Genomic DNA, 19,093 nt, shown 5'->3' with positions numbered 1-19,093 from the left:
TCCAATCCCTGTGGGAGCGGGTTCACCCGCGAACACCGGCAAAGCCGGTGCCATGCACCGTGTTGAATTCTTCGCGGGTAAACCCGCTCCCACAGGGTTTTGTGCCGTTTGCTGGAGTCAATTCACCCAATGAAACTGCTGATCGTCGAAGACCAGGCCCGCACCGGCCAGTACCTGAGCCAGGGCCTGAACGAGGCTGGCTTCGCCACCGAACTGGCCACCGACGGCGAGACCGGCCAGTTCCTCGCCCTGACCGGCGACCACGACCTGCTCATTCTCGACGTGATGCTGCCCGGCCGTGACGGCTGGCAGATCCTCCAGGCCGTGCGCCAGGCAGGCCTGGACACCCCGGTGCTGTTCCTCACCGCCCGCGATGCCGTGGAAGACCGGGTGCACGGCCTGGAGTTGGGCGCCGATGATTACCTGGTCAAGCCGTTCGCCTTCTCCGAACTGCTGGCGCGGGTGCGCAGCCTGCTGCGCCGAGGCGCCAGCCCCAGCCAGGACACCACCCTGGGCCTTGCCGACCTGCGCCTGGACCTGATCCGCCGCCGCGCCGAACGCGCCGGCCAGCGCATCGACCTGACCGCCAAGGAGTTCGCCCTGCTTGAACTGCTGCTGCGCCGCCAGGGCGAGGTGCTGCCCAAATCGCTGATCGCCTCGCAGGTGTGGGACATGAACTTCGACAGTGACACCAATGTGATCGAGGTGGCGATCCGCCGCCTGCGCCTGAAGATCGACGACCCGCACCCCAACAAGCTGATCCATACCGTACGCGGCATGGGCTATGTACTCGAAGAGCGCACTGAGTGATGCGCCGGGTCTCACTCGGCAGCCGCCTGGCCCTGCTGTTCGCCGCCTGCACTGCCGCTGTCTCGCTCGGCGCCGGCCTGATATTCAGCCGGGCCAGCGAACAGCACTTCGTCGAACTGGACCAACAGCTGCTGGACTCTCGCCTGTCGCTGTTCCGCACCCAACTCGCCGGCATCACCACCCCAGCCGAGCTGCAGGCGCGCCTGCCCGCCTTGCGCGATGAACTGGGCCACCAGGCCGACCTGGCCCTGCGCATCAACGGCAGCGACGGCGCCACCTGGTTCGAAAGCCGCACAGGCCTGCCCCCGGCGCCACTGCCCGACGGGTTGGCCACCCTGCATGCGCAAGGCACCGACTACCGCAGCCTGGCCGTGCACCTGGCGCAAGGCGCCCCACAGTCGCCACAACTGACCTTGTACCTCGACATCACCCACCACCAGCACTTTCTGCAGGGCATGCAACGGCTGATCTGGCTGACGGTAGGCCTGTCGGCGCTGGCCACGGCGCTGCTCGGCGCCTGGGCAGCACGCCGCGGGTTACGCCCATTGCGGCAGATGGGCCAGGTGGCGGCCAGCGTATCGGCGCGCTCGCTCACCACCCGCCTGCCGGTGGCACAGATGCCCGAGGAGCTGGCCGAGCTGGCGACCGCGATGAACGCCATGCTGCAGCGCCTGGACGATGCCTTCCAGCGCCTGTCGGCATTCTCTGCCGACATCGCCCATGAGCTGCGCACGCCGCTGTCCAACCTGCTGACCCACACCCAGGTCACCCTCACCCGCCCACGCAGCCTGGAGGAATACCGCGAAGCCCTGCACGGCAACCTCGAAGAGCTGCAATGGATGGCGCAGATGATCAACGACATGCTGTTCCTGGCCAAGGCCGACCATGGCCTGCTGGTACCGGGGCAAGCACCACTGGTGCTGAATGATGAGGTGGATGCGCTGCTGGAGTACTACGCGCCGCTGGCAGAAGACAGCGGCGTGCAGATGCTGCGCGAGGGTGAAGCGCTGCTGCAGGGCGACCGGCATATGCTGCGCCGGGCGCTGTCCAACTTGCTGGACAATGCCTTGCGCTTTACCCCGGCGGGAGGGCAGATACGGGTGACCTTGGGGCCAGGGCCGAGGATTGGCGTGGCCAATACCGGGGCGGCTATCGAGCCGACGGTGCTACCGCGGCTGTTCGATCGTTTCTACCGGGTGGACCCGGCGCGGCGGGAAGGCAGTAGTGAGCATGCCGGGTTGGGGTTGGCGATTACCCGGTCGATCGTGCAGGCCCATGGTGGGCGCATCAGGGCGGAGTGTGCGGACGGATGGACGCGATTCGTGATCGATTTCACTGAAGACCGGTGACATCGGGGCTGGCACGATCCCTGTGGGAGCGGGTTCACCCGCGAACACCGGCTAAGCCGGTGCCATGCACCGTGCTGGATTCTTCGCGGGTAAACCCGCTCCCACAGGATCGCATCAAGCCCAAGGCATGCGCTGTACTTGTGGGAGCTGGCTTGCCGGCGATGAGGCCCTCAACAGTTACTCAAACTGCCAGGCCAATCGCCGGCTGCACCTGCGATGCCCGATAAGCCGGGTAAATGGTCGCCAGGAAGCTCATCACCAACCCGGCAGTGCAGATGAGCGCTACATCCCCCCACTGCAGCTGCGACGGCAAGCTGCTGACGAAGTACACATCCGAAGTAAAGATGTGCTGCCCGCTCACCCGCTCCAGCCAACCGACGATCTGGCTGACGTTGAACGCCGCAATCACCCCCAGCACACCACCAATCAGCGTCCCGACAATGCCGATCAGGCTGCCCTGGACCATGAACGTGCCCATGATCTGCGCCGGCGTGGCGCCCAGGGTGCGCAGGATGGCGATGTCCGGCCCCTTGTCGTTCACCACCATTACCAGGGTGGCGATGATGTTGAACGCCGCCACCGCGATGATCATCAGCAACAGCAGGCCGATCATGGTCTTTTCCATCTTCATGGCGCTGAACAGGCTGCCCTGGGTATGCGACCAGTCATCGGCGCGGTAGGCATCGCCCAGCCCGGCAGCGATGGCCTTGGACACCTGCGGCGCGGCATACAGGTCGTGCAGTTTCAGGCGCACGCCTTGCACCTGGCCCGGCGCCCAGCGCTGCATGGCGCCGGCATCGGCGACATGAATGTAAGCCTGCGAGCCGTCCAGCTCGGCGCCGACCTTGAAGATGCCGACCACGGTCAGGCGCTGCATGCGCGGGGTGATGCCGCCAGGCTCCTTGCTGATTTCCGGCACGATCAGGGTCAGTTTGTCGCCGGTGTTCAGGCGGAAGCGCCGCGCAGTCAGCTCACCGATGACCACACCGAACTCACCCGGCTGCAGGTCCTGCAGCCGGCCCTGGACGATATGCTGACCGACGATCGAAACCTTGCCCTCTTCGGCCGGGTCGATACCGCCCACCTGGATCGGCTGCATCGCACCCTTGAACGACAGCATGCCTTCCATTTCGGTAATCGGCGCCACCGCCATCACCGCCGGGTCGCGCATGGCCGCTTCGGCCACCTTGTGCCAGTCGTCCAGCGGCTGCACGCCGAGGATGGCGGCATGCGGCACCAGGCCGAGGATGCGCGAACTCATTTCGCGCTGGAAGCCGTTCATCACCGACAGCACCACGATCATCGCCAGCACGCCCAGCGACAGGCCGATCATCGAGGTCATCGAGATGAACGAGATGAAGTGGTTGCGGCGCTTGGCTCGGGTGTAGCGCGCGCCGATGAAGATGGGCAAGGGTCTGAACATGTACGAAATCACCCAATGAAAACAGGAAAACGGGGCGGCACCGGCCGCCCCGTGCAGTCGATCAGATCGCCACCAGGTGGCCGTCGTCGAGCTTCAATACACGGTCCATCTGGCGTGCCAGGTTGAGGTCGTGGGTGACCACCAGAAACGCCGTGCGGGACGCGCTGGACAGTTCCTGCATCAACTCCTGGATGCCCTGGGCGGTGTGGTGGTCGAGGTTGCCGGTCGGCTCGTCGAGCATTACCAGGCCGGGGCGATTGACCAGTGCCCGGGCAATCGCCACCCGCTGGCGCTCACCACCGGACAGCTCGGCCGGCTTGTGGTTCAAGCGGTGGGCCAGGCCCACGCGCTTGAGCAGCGCCTCGGCACGCTCGCGGGCCTCGGGGATGGCTGTGCGGCCGATCAGCAACGGCATGCACACGTTCTCGATGGCAGTGAATTCCGGCAGCAGGTGGTGGAACTGGTAGACAAAGCCCAGCTCGCGGTTGCGCAGCAGGCCACGGGCACGCTCGCCCAGCGCCGACAGTTCCTCACCGGCCAGCCAGACGCTGCCCTGGGTCGGCCGGTCGAGGCCGCCCAGCAGGTTGAGCAAGGTACTTTTGCCCGAACCGGAGCTACCCACGATGGCTACCCGCTCACCGGCGTGCAGCTCGAGGTTGAGGCCGGACAGCACCTGCACCGACTCCGGGCCCTCGTCGTAGGACTTGCCCAGGTTGCGGCAACTCAGAACGGCTTTATCACTCATGCGCGACTCACTCATAACGTAGCGCCTCTGCAGGCTGGGTGCGGGCCGCACGCCAGGCCGGGTACAGGGTGGCGAAGAAACTCAGGACCAGCGCTGCACCACAGACCATGTACACGTCCTGGGCCTGGATCTGCGACGGCAGGTAATCGATGAAGTACACATCGGCGTTGAGGAACTTGTGCCCGATCAGTTTCTCGATGCCGGCGATCACCGCACTCACGTTCAGCGCGGCGACGATCCCGACCACGGCGCCGATCAAGGTACCGATCACCCCGATCACCGTGCCCTGGACCATGAAGATGAGCATGATCTGCCCGGGCGTGGCGCCCAGGGTACGCAGGATGGCAATGTCGCCACGCTTGTCGTTGACCACCATCACCAGGGTGGAAATGATGTTGAACGCCGCCACCGCCACGATCAGCAACAACAGCAGGCCGATCATGGCCTTTTCCATGCGGATCGCCTGGTACAGGTTGCCGTGGGTGCGGGTCCAGTCACGGCTGTAGAACTCCTGGTCACCCAGGTGCTGGGCGATGTCCCAGGCCACCCGCGGCGCCTGGAACAGGTCGTCGAACTTCAGGCGCAGGCCCTGGACCTGGTCGGGCTTCCAGCGGTGCAGGCGGGAGAGGTCGCTGATGTTGGTCAGCCCCAGGTAGCCGTCGATCTCGCCCGCGCCCACGTGGAAGGTGCCGACTACAGTGAAACGCTTCATGCGCGGGAACATGCCGGCCGGGGTCACACTGACCTCGGGGGCGACGAAGGTGAGCTTGTCGCCGATGCCCACGCCCAGCTTGGCCGCGGCCTTGTCGCCGATCATGATGCCCCACTCGCCCGGCGCCAGCTGGTCGAGGCGGCCTTGCAGGACGAACCTGTCGATGATCGACACTTCGCGTTCGCGGGCCGGGTCGATGCCGTTGAGCAGCACCTTCTGCACCTTGCCTTCATGGGTCAGCAGGCCCTGCATCTGGGTGAAGGGCGCAACCGCCACCACCTGCGGATTCTGCTTTACTTGTTGGGCAAGGGCCGGCCAGTCGGCAATGGGCTGGCCGCTCTCCAGCGTGGCATGGGGGATCATGCCCAACACGCGGGTACGCATCTCGTGGTCGAAACCGTTCATCACCGAGAGCACCACGATCATCACCACCACGCCCAGGGCGAGGCCGATCATCGAGGTCAGGGAAATGAACGAGACGAAGTGATTGCGACGTTTGGCACGGGTATAACGCGTGCCGATGAATGCGAAAAGAGGTCTGAACATGTCGGGGCTTGTTCGGATGAAAGGGAACGTCCTTGTGGCGAGGCGCCTACGGCGGCTTTACACTCGGACCACCGCCGCTACCTTGGGTTCGCCATGACGACATTAGACGAAGAAGATCGCCGCGAATACTACCGCATCGAAGATCGGATCGCACTTCAAATCAGCCCCCTCAGTGCGGCCGAAGCCCTTGACCCAGATGTGTTGCAAGATGATTCGCCATTGTTCAACCTGCTCAGCGAACTGCACCTGTCCGACTTCGAGTCGCAGCACCTGCTGCGCCAGCTGAGCGAAAAGGACCGCACCCTCGCCGCCTTCCTGCGTGCGCAGAACAAACGCCTCGACCTGCTCAGCGCGGTGGTTGCCCAGACCCTGATCGGCGAAATTGGCCAGCCCCAGCCGGTGATCATCTCCGAGGGCGGCATCGAGTTCGCGCAAGCCACAGCGGTTGCCCCCGGCACCCGGGTGAAGGTGAAGATGGTGCTGATGCCGCGCGCCCATGGCCTGCTGCTGCGCGGCAAGGTCACCCATTGCGACCCGCGCCCGCAAGGCGGCTTCGAGGTCGGCACCGAATTCATCGACATGACCGACGCCCAACGGCAATTGCTGGCCCGCTACATCCTGCAGCGCCAGCAGCAGCAACGGCGCCAGCAGCTGGAACAGAACGACCCCGCCTCCTGAGCCCATTTTTCTCTGATTTGAAGGAACGAACGTGACCCTGATCTACGGCCACCGCGGCGCCAAGGGCGAAGCGCCCGAGAATACCCTGAAGAGCTTCCAGCAGTGCCTCGCCCATGGCGTGACCCGCTGCGAGCTGGACCTGCACCTGTCGGCCGACAACGAGCTGATGGTGATCCACGACCCAACCCTCAAGCGCACCACCGGCAAACGCGGCAAGGTGGTCGAGCACCCGGCCGCCGAACTGGTCAGGATCGATGCCCGCAAAGGCGGCCCGGGCCACGTCCAGCCCTGCCCGATCCCGACACTGGAGGAACTGTTCGAGAAATGCCCGTTCGAGCACTGGCAACTGGAGGTGAAAAGCGCCTCGCGCACCCGAGCCGCCACCACCGTGCTGGCGATACGCGAACTGGCCCAGCAGTACGGCCTGCTGGACAAGGTGACCATCACCTCCAGCTCACGCGAAGTGCTGGGTGCTGCCCTGGAACTGGTGCCGGACGTCAAGCGCGGGCTGGTTGCCGAGTACGCCTGGCTCGACCCGCTGAAAGTGGCACAGAACTACGGCTGCGATCTGCTGGCATTGAACTGGACACTGTGCACCCCCGAGCGCCTGTTGAAAGCCCAGGGCCAGGGTTTGCACGTGTCGGTGTGGACGGTCAACGAACCGGCACTGATGCGCCGGCTCGCTGATTTTGGCGTGGACAGCCTGATTACAGACTTTCCCGGTTTGGCCAGGACCACCCTCGGGCAGGGTTGAAATCGGTCTCTCCGACCGGCTCAGGCCACCGGTCGGAGCCGCTCAAAAAAGCCGGTTCAGGCCGTCATAGGCCGCTACCCGATAGGCTTCGGCCATGGTCGGGTAGTTGAACGTGGTGTTGACGAAGTACTTCAGGTTGTTCAGCTCGCCCGGCTGGTTCATCACCGCCTGGCCGATGTGGACGATTTCCGAAGCCTGGTAGCCGAAGCAGTGCACGCCCAGCACCTCCAGTGTTTCGCGGTGGAACAGGATCTTCAGCATGCCTTGCGGCTCACCTGCGATCTGTGCACGGGCCATGCTCTTGAAGAAGGCCTTGCCCACTTCGTACGGCACCTTGGCCTGGGTCAGTTCCTGCTCGTTCTTGCCGATCGAGCTGATCTCCGGAATGGTGTAGATGCCGGTCGGCACATCATTGACGAAGCGCCAGCTGCCATTATCCACGATGCTGCCAGCGGCAGAGCGGCCCTGGTCATGGGCGGCACTGGCCAGGCTCGGCCAGCCAATCACGTCGCCGGCACCGTAGATGTTCGGCACGCTGGTGCGGTAGGCCTCGTCGACCTCGATCTGGCCACGGCTGTTGACCTTGATGCCAATGTTTTCCAGGCCCAGCTTGTCGGTGTTGCCGGTACGGCCGTTGCACCACAGCAAGGCGTCGGCCTTGATTTTCTTGCCCGACTTCAGGTGCAGGATCACCCCATTGTCCAGGCCTTCGACGCGCTCATACTCTTCGTTGTGGCGCACGGTGATGTTGTTGTTACTGAAGTGGTAGCTCAGCGCCTGGGAAATTTCCGAATCGAGGAAGCTCAGCAACTGGCCACGGTTGTCCACCAGCTCTACCAATACACCCAGGCCACTGAAGATCGAGGCGTATTCGCAACCGATCACGCCGGCACCGTACACGATCAGCTTGCGCGGGGTATGGCTGAGGCTGAGGATGGTGTCGCTGTCGTAGACGCGCGGGTGGTGGAAGTCGATGTCGGCCGGGCGGTACGGGCGCGAGCCGGTGGCAATGATGATGTGCTTGGCGTTGAGCTTTTCCACCACACCATTGGGGCAGACCACTTCGACGGTCTGCTCGTCGGCGAAGCTGCCGGTGCCGAAGAACACATCCACGCGGTTACGTGCGTAGTAGCCGGTGCGCGACGCTACCTGCTTGGCGATGACCCTTTCGGCGCTTTTCAGTACGTCCGGGAACGAGAACCAGCGCGGCTCACCGATGGCACGGAACATCGGGTTGGTGTTGAACTGCATGATCTGCCGCACCGAGTGACGCAGTGCCTTGGACGGGATGGTGCCCAGGTGGGTGCAGTTGCCCCCGACCTGGCGACGGCTATCGACCATCGCCACCTTGCGCCCTGCTTTGGCGGCGTTCATTGCCGCACCTTCTCCGGCCGGGCCGGAACCCAGCACCACTACGTCGTAGTTGTAGACAGCCATGCGTACTCCTTCAGAACTGGCCCGCAAGCCACGGTCGCTCGCGGGGCGCGATCATGCCGCCGGGGCGTCATGAGAAAATTCGGGTGCAGTCTAATCAAGCGTGAACGCCGCGCACATTAACCCTTGGTCGCGTCGTAGGCCAATTTTGCCCGCACTACATGTGTGAACCATTCCCTGGCGGCGATCATCCCTGCTTGTGCTTTCATTCGCCTTTCACTGCCCGTTCGAATGCGGGCGTAGCTCGGGAGACGAAACCACCCTCGGCCCGAGTCACCAATACCGCGGCCAGGCCATGCGCCACGGCAAAATCCCAGCCACGTTCCGGACCAAGGATCAACAACAGCGTCGAATAGCCGTCAGCGTGCAGCGCCGAGGCATCGAGCACGGTGACCGCGGCCAGGTCGTGCTGCACCGGGCGCCCAAGGCGGGCATCGAAGGTGTGCGAATAGCGCCGGCCATTCTCCTCGAAATAGTGCCGATAGTCACCCGAGGTTGATACCGAAAGGCCATTGACCGGGATGATCTGGCGGGCTATCTGGCGATCTTCACGGGGCAGCTCCAGGGCGATGCGCCAGGGGCTGCCATCGGGTTTGCGGCCAGCGGCCTTGAGCTCGCCGGTGGCTTCGGCAACAAAGCTGGCCACGCCCATGGCCTGCAGGCGCGCGGCGATCAGGTCGACGGCATGGCCGGCGGCGATGCTGTTGAAGTCGAGCTGCACCGGGGCATCCTTGCACAGGGCCTGGCCGTCGATGTGCAAATGCCGGTAGCCCACGCGCTGGCGCACCTGGGCCAGGGCCGACGGCTCGGGCACCTGCTCGTGACGGGCCTGGGGGCCTAAGCCCCACAGGTCGAGCAAGGGTTCGACGGTGAGGTCGAAGGCGCCCTTGCTCTGCTCGGCCAGGTGCTGACCAAGGCTGACCAGTTCGAGCATGTCGGGCGGCAAGACCAGGCACTGGTCGGCGGGCAACTGGTTGAACTGGCTGACGGTGGAGTCGCCGCGGTAGGTCGAGTAGTGCTGATCGATGTCGTGCAGGATGGTTTCGACCGCCGCCTGCACCTGGACCGGCGCCGGGCCGCCGGGTTCGCGCACATACTGGATGCTGTAGCTGCTGCCCATGGTCGGGCCGCCCAGGCGCTCCAGGGTGGGGCCCTGGTTGCAGGCGGTCAGGAGCATGAGGATGAGCATCAAGACTGTGCGCAAGGTTTGACTTCTCGGTTGCCTGTGCCGGCCTCTTCGCGGGTAAACCCGCTCCCACAGGTATACCACTGCCCTCACGGACGCTGCGGCCCTGTGGGAGCGGGTTTACCCGCGAAGAAGCCGGCACAGGCAACAAAAATTCCGGATAAAAAAACGGGAACCCGAAGGTTCCCGTTTTTTCATTGCCTTACAAGCGTATCAGCGTGGAAACGCTGGCGGGTTCACACCGGCCATCTCTTCCATCACACGAACCACCTGGCAGCTGTAACCGAATTCGTTGTCGTACCAGACGTACAGAACAACACGGTTGTCGTTGGCGATGGTCGCTTCCGCATCAACCACACCGGCGTGGCGCGAGCCCACGAAGTCGGTCGAAACCACTTCCTGCGAGCTGACGTAATCGATCTGCTTGTGCAGTTCCGAGTGCATGGCGGTCTGGCGCAGGTACTCGTTGATCTCGTCGCGGCTGGTGGCCTTCTCGAGGTTCAGGTTGAGGATGGCCATCGAAACGTTCGGCGTCGGTACGCGAATGGCGTTGCCGGTCAGCTTGCCTTTCAGCACTGGCAGTGCCTTGGCGGCAGCAGTGGCGGCGCCGGTTTCGGTGATGACCATGTTCAGCGGCGCGGCACGGCCACGGCGGCTGCCCTTGTGGAAGTTGTCGATCAGGTTCTGGTCGTTGGTGAACGAGTGAACGGTTTCGACGTGGCCGTTGACGATGCCGTACTGGTCGTTGATGGCCTTGAGCACCGGCACGATGGCGTTGGTGGTGCAGGAAGCGGCCGAGATGATCTTGTCATCGGCAGTGATGTCACCGTGGTTGATGCCGTGCACGATGTTCTTCAGCGCGCCCTTGCCAGGTGCGGTGAGGATCACGCGGGCAGCGCCCGGGCAGGCCAGGTGCTGGCCCAGGCCGTCGGCATCACGCCATACGCCGGTGTTGTCGACGATCAGCGCGTTGTCGATGCCGTACTGGGTGTAGTCGACTTCGCTCGGGCTCTTGGCGTAGATAACCTGGATCAGGTTGCCGTTGGCGGTAATGGTGTTGTTGGCTTCGTCGATGGTGATGGTGCCATCGAACGGGCCGTGCACCGAGTCACGGCGCAGCAGGCTGGCACGCTTGACCAGGTCGTTCTCGGCGCCCTTGCGCACGACGATGGCGCGCAGGCGCAGGCCGTCGCCGCCACCGGTCTTCTCGATCAGGATGCGTGCCAGCAGGCGGCCGATGCGGCCGAAGCCGTACAGGACAACGTCGGTGCCCTTGCGCGCCGAAGCGTTCTGCTGGCCAACCACCTCGGCCAGTTCTTCACGGACGAACTGCTCGGCAGTGCGGCCATTGCCTTCCTGCTTGAACTTGTTGGCCAGCTTGCCCAGGTCGACCGAAGCGGCGCCCAGTTTCAGCTCGCTCATGGCCTTGAGCAGGGGGAATGTCTCGTGGACGGACAGTTCGGTTTCGTCGGCTTGACGATGACGCGCAAAGCGGTGCGCCTTGAGGATCGAGATAACCGAACGGTTGATCAGGCTACGGCCATAAATCGAGCTCACCACGTTGTTGTTGCGGTAGAGCTGACCGATAAGCGGGATCATCGCTTCAGCCAGGGCTTCACGATCGATCCACTCACCAAGACACTGGTCGGGCTTCTGAGTCACGGGAACCTTCCACATGTAGGGACAGAAAAAAGGGGCTACATTATGACGCCCCAACGCGTTACGGGCAATGAGCGCCTGTCGCGGTAACGCAAGCCAGCGAACACGCCCTTTCGAGCCTGACAGCCGGCACCGTCACCGGTACAATTGATCTCTTTGCCGCAACGCTTGGAGTGCAATCTCCCGTGTCAGTTCTGCGCCTACCGCAAATGTCGGCCACGGCCGGCAAACAAACCTGGGGCAATCTACCTGGTGCCGCCCTCAGCCTGGCCATCGCCGAGGCCGCCAGCAGCGCGGGCCGCTTCACTTTGCTGCTGACTGCCGACAGCCAGGCTGCCGATCGTCTGGAACAGGAACTTCGCTTCTTTGCCCCGGACCTGCCGGTGCTGCCGTTCCCCGATTGGGAAACCCTGCCCTACGACCTGTTCTCGCCGCACCAGGACATCATTTCCCAGCGCATCGCCAGCCTCTACCGCCTGCCGGAGCTGAGCCACGGCATCCTCGTGGTGCCGGTCACCACCGCCCTGCACCGCCTGGCGCCGACCCGCTTCCTGCTAGGCAGCAGCCTGGTGCTGGACGTGGGCCAGACCATCGATGTGGAGCAGATGCGCCTGCGCCTGGAGGCCAGTGGCTATCGCTGCGTCGACACTGTCTACGAGCATGGCGAGTTCGCCGTGCGCGGCGCGTTGATCGACCTGTTCCCGATGGGCAGCAAGCTGCCCTACCGCATCGACCTGTTCGATGACGAGATAGAGACGCTGCGCACCTTCGACCCCGAGACCCAGCGTTCGATCGACAAGGTGGATTCGGTGCGCCTGCTGCCGGCGCGCGAGTTCCCGATGCAGAAAGAGGAAGTGACCCGCTTCAAGGCGCGCTTCCGCGAACGCTTCGATGTCGATTTCCGTCGCAGCGCGATCTTCCAGGACCTGGCCAGCGGCATCATCCCCGCCGGCATCGAGTACTACCTGCCGCTGTTCTTCGAAGAAACCTCGACCCTGTTCGACTACCTGCCGGCCGACACCCAGGTGTTCTCGCTGCCCGGTGTGGAACAGGCCGCCGAACACTTCTGGAACGACGTGCGCGGGCGTTATGAAGACCGCCGTGGCGACCTGAGCCGGCCGCTGCTGCCGCCGGCCGAGCTGTTCCTGCCAGTGGAAGACTGCTTCGCCCGGCTCAAGCAATGGCCACGGGTAGTGGTCAGCACCGAAGACCTCGACCCGGGCGTGGGCCGCGAGCGCTTCCCGGCGCGCGCCCTGCCCAACCTGGCAATCGAGGCCAAGGCCAACCAGCCCCTGGCCGAACTGGCCAACTTCCTCGACCAGTTCCCCGGCCGGGTGTTATTCACCGCCGAATCGGCGGGCCGCCGCGAAGTGCTGCTGGAACTGCTCGACCGGCTGAAGCTGCGCCCGCACACCGTCGACGGCTGGGCCGACTTCATCACCGGCAGCGAGCGCCTGGCAATCACCATCGCCCCGCTGGACGAGGGCCTGCTGCTGGACGAGCCAGCCATGGCCCTGATCGCCGAAAGCCCGCTGTTCGGCCAGCGGGTCATGCAGCGCCGGCGCCGCGACAAGCGTGGCGAAACCGCCAACGACGCGGTGATCAAGAACCTGACCGAGCTGCGCGAAGGTGCGCCGGTGGTGCACATCGACCATGGCGTGGGCCGCTACCTGGGCCTGGCCACCCTGGAAATCGACGGCCAGGCCGCCGAATTCCTCACCCTGGAATATGCCGAGGGCGCCAAGCTGTACGTGCCCGTGGCCAACCTGCACCTGATCGCCCGCTACACCGGCAGCGACGACGCCCTGGCACCACTGCACCGGCTGGGCTCGGAGGCCTGGCAGAAGGCCAAGCGCAAAGCTGCCGAACAGGTGCGCGACGTGGCCGCCGAACTGCTCGACATCTATGCCCGCCGCGCCGCGCGCAAGGGCTATGCATTTGCCGACCCATCCGCCGACTACGCCACCTTCAGCGCCGGCTTCCCGTTCGAGGAAACCCCCGACCAGCAGGCCGCCATCGAAGCCGTGCGCGCAGACATGCTGGCACCCAAGCCGATGGACCGCCTGGTGTGTGGCGACGTCGGCTTCGGCAAGACCGAAGTGGCCATGCGCGCGGCGTTCATCGCCGTGCACAGCGGCCGCCAGGTGGCCGTGCTGGTGCCCACCACCCTGCTCGCCCAACAGCACTACAACAGCTTCCGCGACCGCTTCGCCGACTGGCCGGTGCGCGTGGAGGTGATGAGCCGCTTCAAGTCGGCCAAGGAAGTGGCCAGCGCCGCCGCCGAGCTGGCCGAAGGCAAGATCGACATCCTCATCGGCACCCACAAGCTGCTGCAGGACGATGTGCGCTTCAAGGACCTGGGCCTGGCCATCATCGACGAAGAGCACCGTTTTGGCGTGCGCCAGAAGGAACAGCTCAAGGCCCTGCGCAGCGAGGTGGATATCCTCACCCTCACCGCCACGCCGATCCCGCGTACGCTGAACATGGCAGTGGCGGGCATGCGCGACCTGTCTATCATCGCCACGCCGCCGGCGCGCCGTTTGTCGGTACGCACCTTCGTCATGGAGCAGAACAAGAGCACGGTCAAGGAAGCGCTGCTGCGTGAGTTGCTGCGCGGTGGCCAGGTGTACTACCTGCACAACGATGTGAAAACCATCGAGAAATGCGCCGCCGAGCTTGCCGAGCTGGTGCCCGAGGCACGCATCGGCATCGGCCACGGGCAGATGCGCGAGCGCGAGCTGGAACAGGTGATGAGCGACTTCTACCACAAGCGCTTCAACGTGCTGGTCGCCTCCACCATCATCGAAACCGGCATCGACGTGCCCAGCGCCAACACCATCGTCATCGAGCGCGCCGACAAGTTCGGCCTGGCCCAGCTGCACCAGCTGCGCGGCCGGGTTGGCCGCAGCCACCACCAGGCCTATGCCTACCTGCTGACGCCAACCCGGCAGAAGGTCAGCGCCGACGCCGAAAAACGCCTGGAGGCGATCGCCAACACCCAGGACCTCGGCGCCGGCTTCGTGCTGGCCACCAACGACCTGGAAATTCGCGGCGCCGGCGAGCTGCTGGGCGAAGGCCAGAGCGGGCAGATCCAGGCGGTGGGCTTTACCCTGTACATGGAAATGCTCGAGCGCGCGGTCAAGGCGATCCGCAAGGGCACCCAGCCCAACCTCGAGCAGCCGCTGGGCGGCGGCCCGGAAATCAACCTGCGCCTGCCGGCACTGATCCCCGAGGACTACCTGCCCGATGTGCATGCGCGGCTGATCCTGTACAAGCGCATTGCCTCGGCTGCCGACGAAGAAGGCCTCAAGGACCTGCAGGTGGAAATGATCGACCGCTTCGGCCTGCTGCCCGAGCCGACCAAGAACCTGATGCGCCTGACCTCGCTCAAGCTGCACGCGGAAAAGCTCGGCATCAAGAAGGTCGACGCCGGCCCCAACGGCGGCAAGATCGAGTTCGAAGCCGAGACCCCGGTCGACCCGCTGACCCTGATCAAGCTGATCCAGGGCCAGCCCAAACGCTACAAGTTCGAAGGCGCCACCCAGTTCCGCTTCCTGGTGCCCATGGAACGCCCCGACGAACGCTTCAATACCCTGGAGGCGCTGTTCGAGCGCCTGACCCCACAGCCTGCCTAAGGAAGATCCATGCGTGCCATCCGTTGCCTGACCCTGCTGCTGGCGCTGTTCGCCCCGGCCGCCTTCGCCGAAGGCTTGTATCAGGTAGAAATGATCCTGGTGCGGCAGAACAGCGTGCCCGCCTTCACCAGCCCGTTCGCCCCCGAAGACTGGAGCGCTGGCGCTCCACGCCTGGAGAAGGACGCCGAGCGCCGCCTGGCGCTGGAAGACGAAGCCACTCGCCTGGAAGCTACCGCCGACTACACCGTGCTGCTGCACAAGGCCTGGCAACAGCAAGTGGGCAGCGAGCCCAGCCGCATCGCCCTGGGCGAAGGCGCCGAGCAGTTCGGCCACTTCCCCATCGAAGGCAACCTCAGCATCGCCGAGGGCCGCTTCATCGCGGTCGAGGCCAACTTCTGGGTCAACCAGCTGGACGGCAACGGCAGCGTGCTGCAAAGCGAGCAGTTCAAGCAGAGCAACAGCAACGTCAAGGGCGGCCAGCTGACCTTCCTCGACGGCGGGCACCTGGCGGTGCTACTGAAGGTGACACCACCAGGCACGCCTAAAATGCCGGTGATGGACCCGGAGATGATGGAGCAGTGATGTGAGCGAGAGCGATGCACAGTTCTTTGTGCGGGAGCACGACGGCTGGACGTTCGCGTTTGACCGCAAGTCCCTGCAACGCGGCCTGGACTATGCCGAGGAAGGCAGAAGCGAAATCGTGTCCATCCTCGACATGACCGTCCGCGCTCAGTGCGCAGGTTCCGGCGGCCGGACCTACTACCAGCGCATCACGCTGGACATGACGGAAGATGGCCTGGAGTGCCGAGGCACTTGCTCATGCCCGGTGGGCAAAGACTGCAAGCATTGTGCGGCTGCACTCTATTTGCTGGAACGTGGGCCAGATTACGCCGAGGGCAGCCATGATGCCCCTCACCCAACGGTTGACGCAGCCCGGCAATCTCTGGACCTCCCACCTGAACTCGCCCATTGGGTCGAGGCCCTGGAAGCTCCGACAAAGCCTGCCGAGCCTGCCAAACGCAAAGGCCCGTCGCTCTACTACAAGGTCGTTAATGAGCGCGGCCTTTGCACGCTCAGCGTATCCAAAGGCACCCGCGAAGCCGATGGCCAGCTGAAACTCGCCCGTGCCAGCTCGCTGCCTGAGATGCTCTACTACACGCCACGTTACGTAACTGATGAGGACCTGCGCATCCTCAGGCTGATTGACGCCCTAGGCAAAAACACCAACATGCCAATCGCAAGACTGGAAGGAAAGCAAGGCGCAGAGCTGTACGAGTTCGCATTGGGCAGTGGCCGCCTGATCTATGGCGAGCAATTGTTACCACTAGCCCCCGGGCCGACACTGCCGGCCGAGTTTCGCTGGATGAGGCTTGAGAACGGCAGCTATCGTGGGGCGTGGCACCATGATGAGCGAATGCATGACCTGGCACTGCCGCTCGACCCGCTCTATTACATCGATACCCAGACGGGCATGACTGGCAAGCTTGTGCATGATCTTGACCCGTTCATTGCCAGCCAACTGGCAAGCGCACCTACGGTGCCCGAACACTTGATCATCCCCCTGAGCCACCGGTTGAATGCGCTGAATCGGCAGGTGCCAACGCCTACAAGCGTACGCAGTGAAGAAATCGACAGTGTTCAACCCAGACCGCACCTGACGCTGGGCAGCCTTGAATTCAGCGCCTACATGCCCAAGACCGGCCGCATGCAGCGGCAGATGCAGCATCGGGCCGCACTGGCGTTCGACTATGACGGTTTACGCGCCAGCGGCAGCGACGAAAAACCGCTGACCCGCCTGGTCGACAACACCAGCCAGCGCATCCGCCGCCAGCCGCAGGCCGAGCAGGCGCTGCGCAAGGTGCTGCGCGACCTGGGCTTCAAGGCCGCCACCCGGCAGAGCAAGGCACTGCCTGACAGCGCCGGCGAAATGCTCCAGCTGCCCGATGACGAAGCCTGGCTGCGCTTTGCCCGCGAAGGCCTGCCACGCCTGCGCGAAGCCGGCTGGAACATCGACATCCACCGTGACTTCGCCTTCAACCTGCAGGAGGTGGACGACTGGTACGCCAGCATCGACGAAGCGCCCGGTCATGAGTGGTTCGATCTGGAGCTGGGCATCGTGGTCGATGGCCAGCGCCACAGCCTGCTGCCGATCGTGCTGCAACTGCTGCGCAGCAACCCGGAACTGCTGCGCCCCAGCGAACTGGCCCGGCGCAGTGACGACGAGCACCTGCTGATCGACCTCAACCGTGGCCGCCTCGATGCCCCGGCCCTGCGCGTTGCCCTGCCCTACGGCCGGATCAAGGCGGTAATGGGTACCTTGGGCGAGTTGTACCTGCACGAAGACGCCGCAGGCCCGACGCTGCGCCTGGACCGTGCAGATGCCGCGCGCCTGAACGAAATCGAAGGCCTGCCCCTGCACTGGGAAGGCGGCGAGCACGTTCGCGAACTGGGCCGTCGCCTGCGCGATGCCCGTGACTTGCAGGTAGAACCGCCAACCGGGCTGCAAGCCAGCCTGCGCCCTTACCAGCAACAAGGCCTGAACTGGCTGCAGGCACTGCGCGAGATGGGCACCGGCGGCATCCTTGGCGACGACATGGGGCTGGGCAAGACCCTGCAAGCCCTGGCACACCTGCTGTTGGAGAAACAGTCCGGGCGCCTGAGCGCACCGGCCCTGGCGGTGATGCCGACCAGCCTGGTACCCAACTGGCTGGACGAAGCCCAGCGCTTCGCCCCCGGGCTGCGCGTGCTGGCCCTGCAAGGCCCGGGGCGCAGCAAGCATTTCGCCAAACTGCACGAATACGACCTGGTCCTGACCACCTATGCCCTGGTGCCGCGCGACCTCGAACACCTGCGTGCCCAGGCCTGGCATGTGCTGGTGCTGGACGAGGCACAGAACATCAAGAGCAGCACCAGCAAGGCCGCCCTCGCGGTTTGCGAGCTGCGGGCCAATCAGCGGGTCTGCCTGACTGGCACGCCAATGGAAAACAACCTGGGCGAGCTGTGGTCGATTTTCCACTTCCTTATGCCTGGCTGGCTGGGTGACCTGAAGCGCTTCAACCAGGATTACCGCACACCGATCGAGCGCCACGGCGACAGCGAGCGCATGGCCCACCTGGCCAGCCGCATCCGCCCATTCCTGCTGCGCCGCACCAAGGAGCAGGTGGCCACCGAGTTGCCGGCCAAGACCGAGATGGTGCACTGGGTCGAGCTTAGCGATGCCCAGCGTGACACCTATGAGGCCGTGCGGGTGGCCATGGACAAGAAAGTCCGCGATGAGATCACCCGCAATGGCGCCGCGCGCAGCCAGATCGTCATTCTCGATGCCCTACTCAAGCTGCGCCAGGTTTGCTGCGACCTGCGTCTGGTCAAAGGGGTGGAAAGCAAAGGCAACCAGGCCGACAAGGGCAAACTGGGCGCGCTGCTGGAAATGCTCGAAGAGCTGCTCAGCGAAGGGCGCCGGGTGCTGTTGTTCTCGCAGTTCACCTCGATGCTGGCGCTGATCGAACAGGAGCTGGAGAAGCGCAAGATCCGCTACAGCCTGCTGACCGGCGATACCCGCGACCGACGCACGCCGGTGCAACAGTTCCAGCAGGGTGACAGCGAAGTGTTCCTGATCAGCCTCAAGGCGGGTGGCGTGGGCTTGAACCTGACGGCCGCAGACACGGTCATCCACTTCGACCCCTGGTGGAACCCGGCCAGCGAAAACCAGGCCACCGACCGCGCCTACCGTATTGGCCAGGACAAACCGGTGTTCGTGTTCAAGCTGATCACCCGGGGGACGGTGGAAGAAAAGATCCAGCTGTTGCAGCAGGAGAAGGCGGCATTGGCCGCGAGCCTGCTCGATGGCGGGCAGGCCGGGCAATGGCGGCTGGGGGATGAGGAGATCGAGGCACTGTTTGCGCCACTGCCCGGGAAGCGCGGGCGGTAGAACCTGAGTCTTATGTTGTCTGTACTGGCCTCTTCGCGGGTAAACCCGCTCCCACAGTGATCTCAGTGCCCTCAAGAACAGCGCCGCACCCACTCCCTCAGGGACACCAGTGCCCTCAAGGACAGCGCAGGACCTGTGGGAGCGGGTTCACCCGCGAAGAGGCCAGCACAGGTACAACACTAATATCGAAACCAGCGCTGCACCTGTGCGAGCGGGCATGCCCGCGAAGGGGCC

The 19,093-nt window shown here is 64.4% G+C and carries 13 protein-coding genes; 7 read left to right on the top strand and 6 right to left on the bottom strand.

Annotation, left to right across the window (positions count from 1 at the left end; all coding sequences use genetic code 11):
* Positions 1-129: 129 nt before the first annotated feature.
* On the top strand, positions 130-810 hold the full coding sequence (gene cinR / locus RIN61_RS19955; RefSeq protein WP_112252152.1) for a two-component system response regulator CinR: 681 nt from the start codon (positions 130-132) through the stop codon (positions 808-810).
* Entirely contained in the window at positions 807-2,159 is a 1,353-nt protein-coding gene (locus RIN61_RS19950) for a heavy metal sensor histidine kinase (RefSeq protein WP_112252151.1), read from the top strand. Before cinR ends, RIN61_RS19950 begins: the two co-directional genes overlap by 4 nt.
* 181 nt (positions 2,160-2,340) lie before the next feature.
* Here RIN61_RS19950 and RIN61_RS19945 read toward each other — a convergent pair whose 3' ends face one another.
* The 3 genes from RIN61_RS19945 to RIN61_RS19935 all read right to left on the bottom strand — a co-directional run bounded on the left by RIN61_RS19945 (position 2,341) and on the right by RIN61_RS19935 (position 5,585).
* Complete coding sequence (locus tag RIN61_RS19945) at positions 2,341-3,582, bottom strand: lipoprotein-releasing ABC transporter permease subunit (RefSeq protein WP_313853582.1); 1,242 nt, start codon at positions 3,580-3,582, stop codon at positions 2,341-2,343.
* A gap of 61 nt (positions 3,583-3,643) precedes the next feature.
* Positions 3,644-4,327: a lipoprotein-releasing ABC transporter ATP-binding protein LolD gene (gene lolD / locus RIN61_RS19940; RefSeq protein WP_313853580.1), complete on the bottom strand. Its 684-nt coding sequence runs from the start codon at positions 4,325-4,327 to the stop codon at positions 3,644-3,646.
* 7 nt (positions 4,328-4,334) lie between these two features.
* Positions 4,335-5,585 carry a lipoprotein-releasing ABC transporter permease subunit gene (locus RIN61_RS19935; protein ID WP_313853578.1) on the bottom strand — a complete coding sequence of 417 codons (1,251 nt, stop codon included), beginning with the start codon at positions 5,583-5,585 and terminating at the stop codon, positions 4,335-4,337.
* A gap of 93 nt (positions 5,586-5,678) precedes the next feature.
* Here RIN61_RS19935 and RIN61_RS19930 point away from each other — a divergent pair, with 93 nt between their 5' ends.
* Both RIN61_RS19930 and RIN61_RS19925 read left to right on the top strand, forming a co-directional pair.
* On the top strand, positions 5,679-6,263 hold the full coding sequence (locus RIN61_RS19930; protein WP_207878695.1) for a PilZ domain-containing protein: 585 nt from the start codon (positions 5,679-5,681) through the stop codon (positions 6,261-6,263).
* Positions 6,264-6,294: 31 nt separating this feature from the next.
* Positions 6,295-7,017 carry a glycerophosphodiester phosphodiesterase gene (locus RIN61_RS19925; RefSeq protein WP_112252147.1) on the top strand — a complete coding sequence of 241 codons (723 nt, stop codon included), beginning with the start codon at positions 6,295-6,297 and terminating at the stop codon, positions 7,015-7,017.
* 42 nt (positions 7,018-7,059) lie between these two features.
* Here RIN61_RS19925 and sthA read toward each other — a convergent pair whose 3' ends face one another.
* From sthA to RIN61_RS19910, 3 genes are all read right to left on the bottom strand, one after another.
* On the bottom strand, positions 7,060-8,454 hold the full coding sequence (gene sthA, locus RIN61_RS19920; RefSeq protein ID WP_112252146.1) for a Si-specific NAD(P)(+) transhydrogenase: 1,395 nt from the start codon (positions 8,452-8,454) through the stop codon (positions 7,060-7,062).
* 202 nt (positions 8,455-8,656) lie between these two features.
* Positions 8,657-9,655: an FAD:protein FMN transferase gene (locus RIN61_RS19915; protein ID WP_313853573.1), complete on the bottom strand. Its 999-nt coding sequence runs from the start codon at positions 9,653-9,655 to the stop codon at positions 8,657-8,659.
* A gap of 195 nt (positions 9,656-9,850) precedes the next feature.
* A complete protein-coding gene (locus RIN61_RS19910) occupies positions 9,851-11,314 on the bottom strand; it encodes a glyceraldehyde-3-phosphate dehydrogenase (RefSeq protein WP_112252144.1) in 1,464 nt (487 codons plus the stop codon).
* Between the two features lie 167 nt (positions 11,315-11,481).
* On the opposite strand from RIN61_RS19910, the gene mfd reads away from it, so the two are divergent.
* The 3 genes from mfd to RIN61_RS19895 are packed head-to-tail and all read left to right on the top strand — an operon-like array spanning position 11,482 to position 18,859.
* A complete protein-coding gene (mfd, locus tag RIN61_RS19905) occupies positions 11,482-14,931 on the top strand; it encodes a transcription-repair coupling factor (RefSeq protein WP_313853569.1) in 3,450 nt (1,149 codons plus the stop codon).
* 9 nt (positions 14,932-14,940) lie between these two features.
* Entirely contained in the window at positions 14,941-15,513 is a 573-nt protein-coding gene (locus RIN61_RS19900) for a CsiV family protein (protein ID WP_039614135.1), read from the top strand.
* A gap of 1 nt (position 15,514) precedes the next feature.
* Complete coding sequence (locus RIN61_RS19895; RefSeq protein ID WP_215521157.1) at positions 15,515-18,859, top strand: DEAD/DEAH box helicase; 3,345 nt, start codon at positions 15,515-15,517, stop codon at positions 18,857-18,859.
* Positions 18,860-19,093: the final 234 nt, after the last annotated feature.

The sequence above is a fragment of the Pseudomonas inefficax genome (assembly GCF_032164165.1).
In the GTDB taxonomy this organism is placed as follows: domain Bacteria; phylum Pseudomonadota; class Gammaproteobacteria; order Pseudomonadales; family Pseudomonadaceae; genus Aquipseudomonas; species Aquipseudomonas inefficax.
This window is presented reverse-complemented; position numbering and strand designations above follow the sequence as displayed.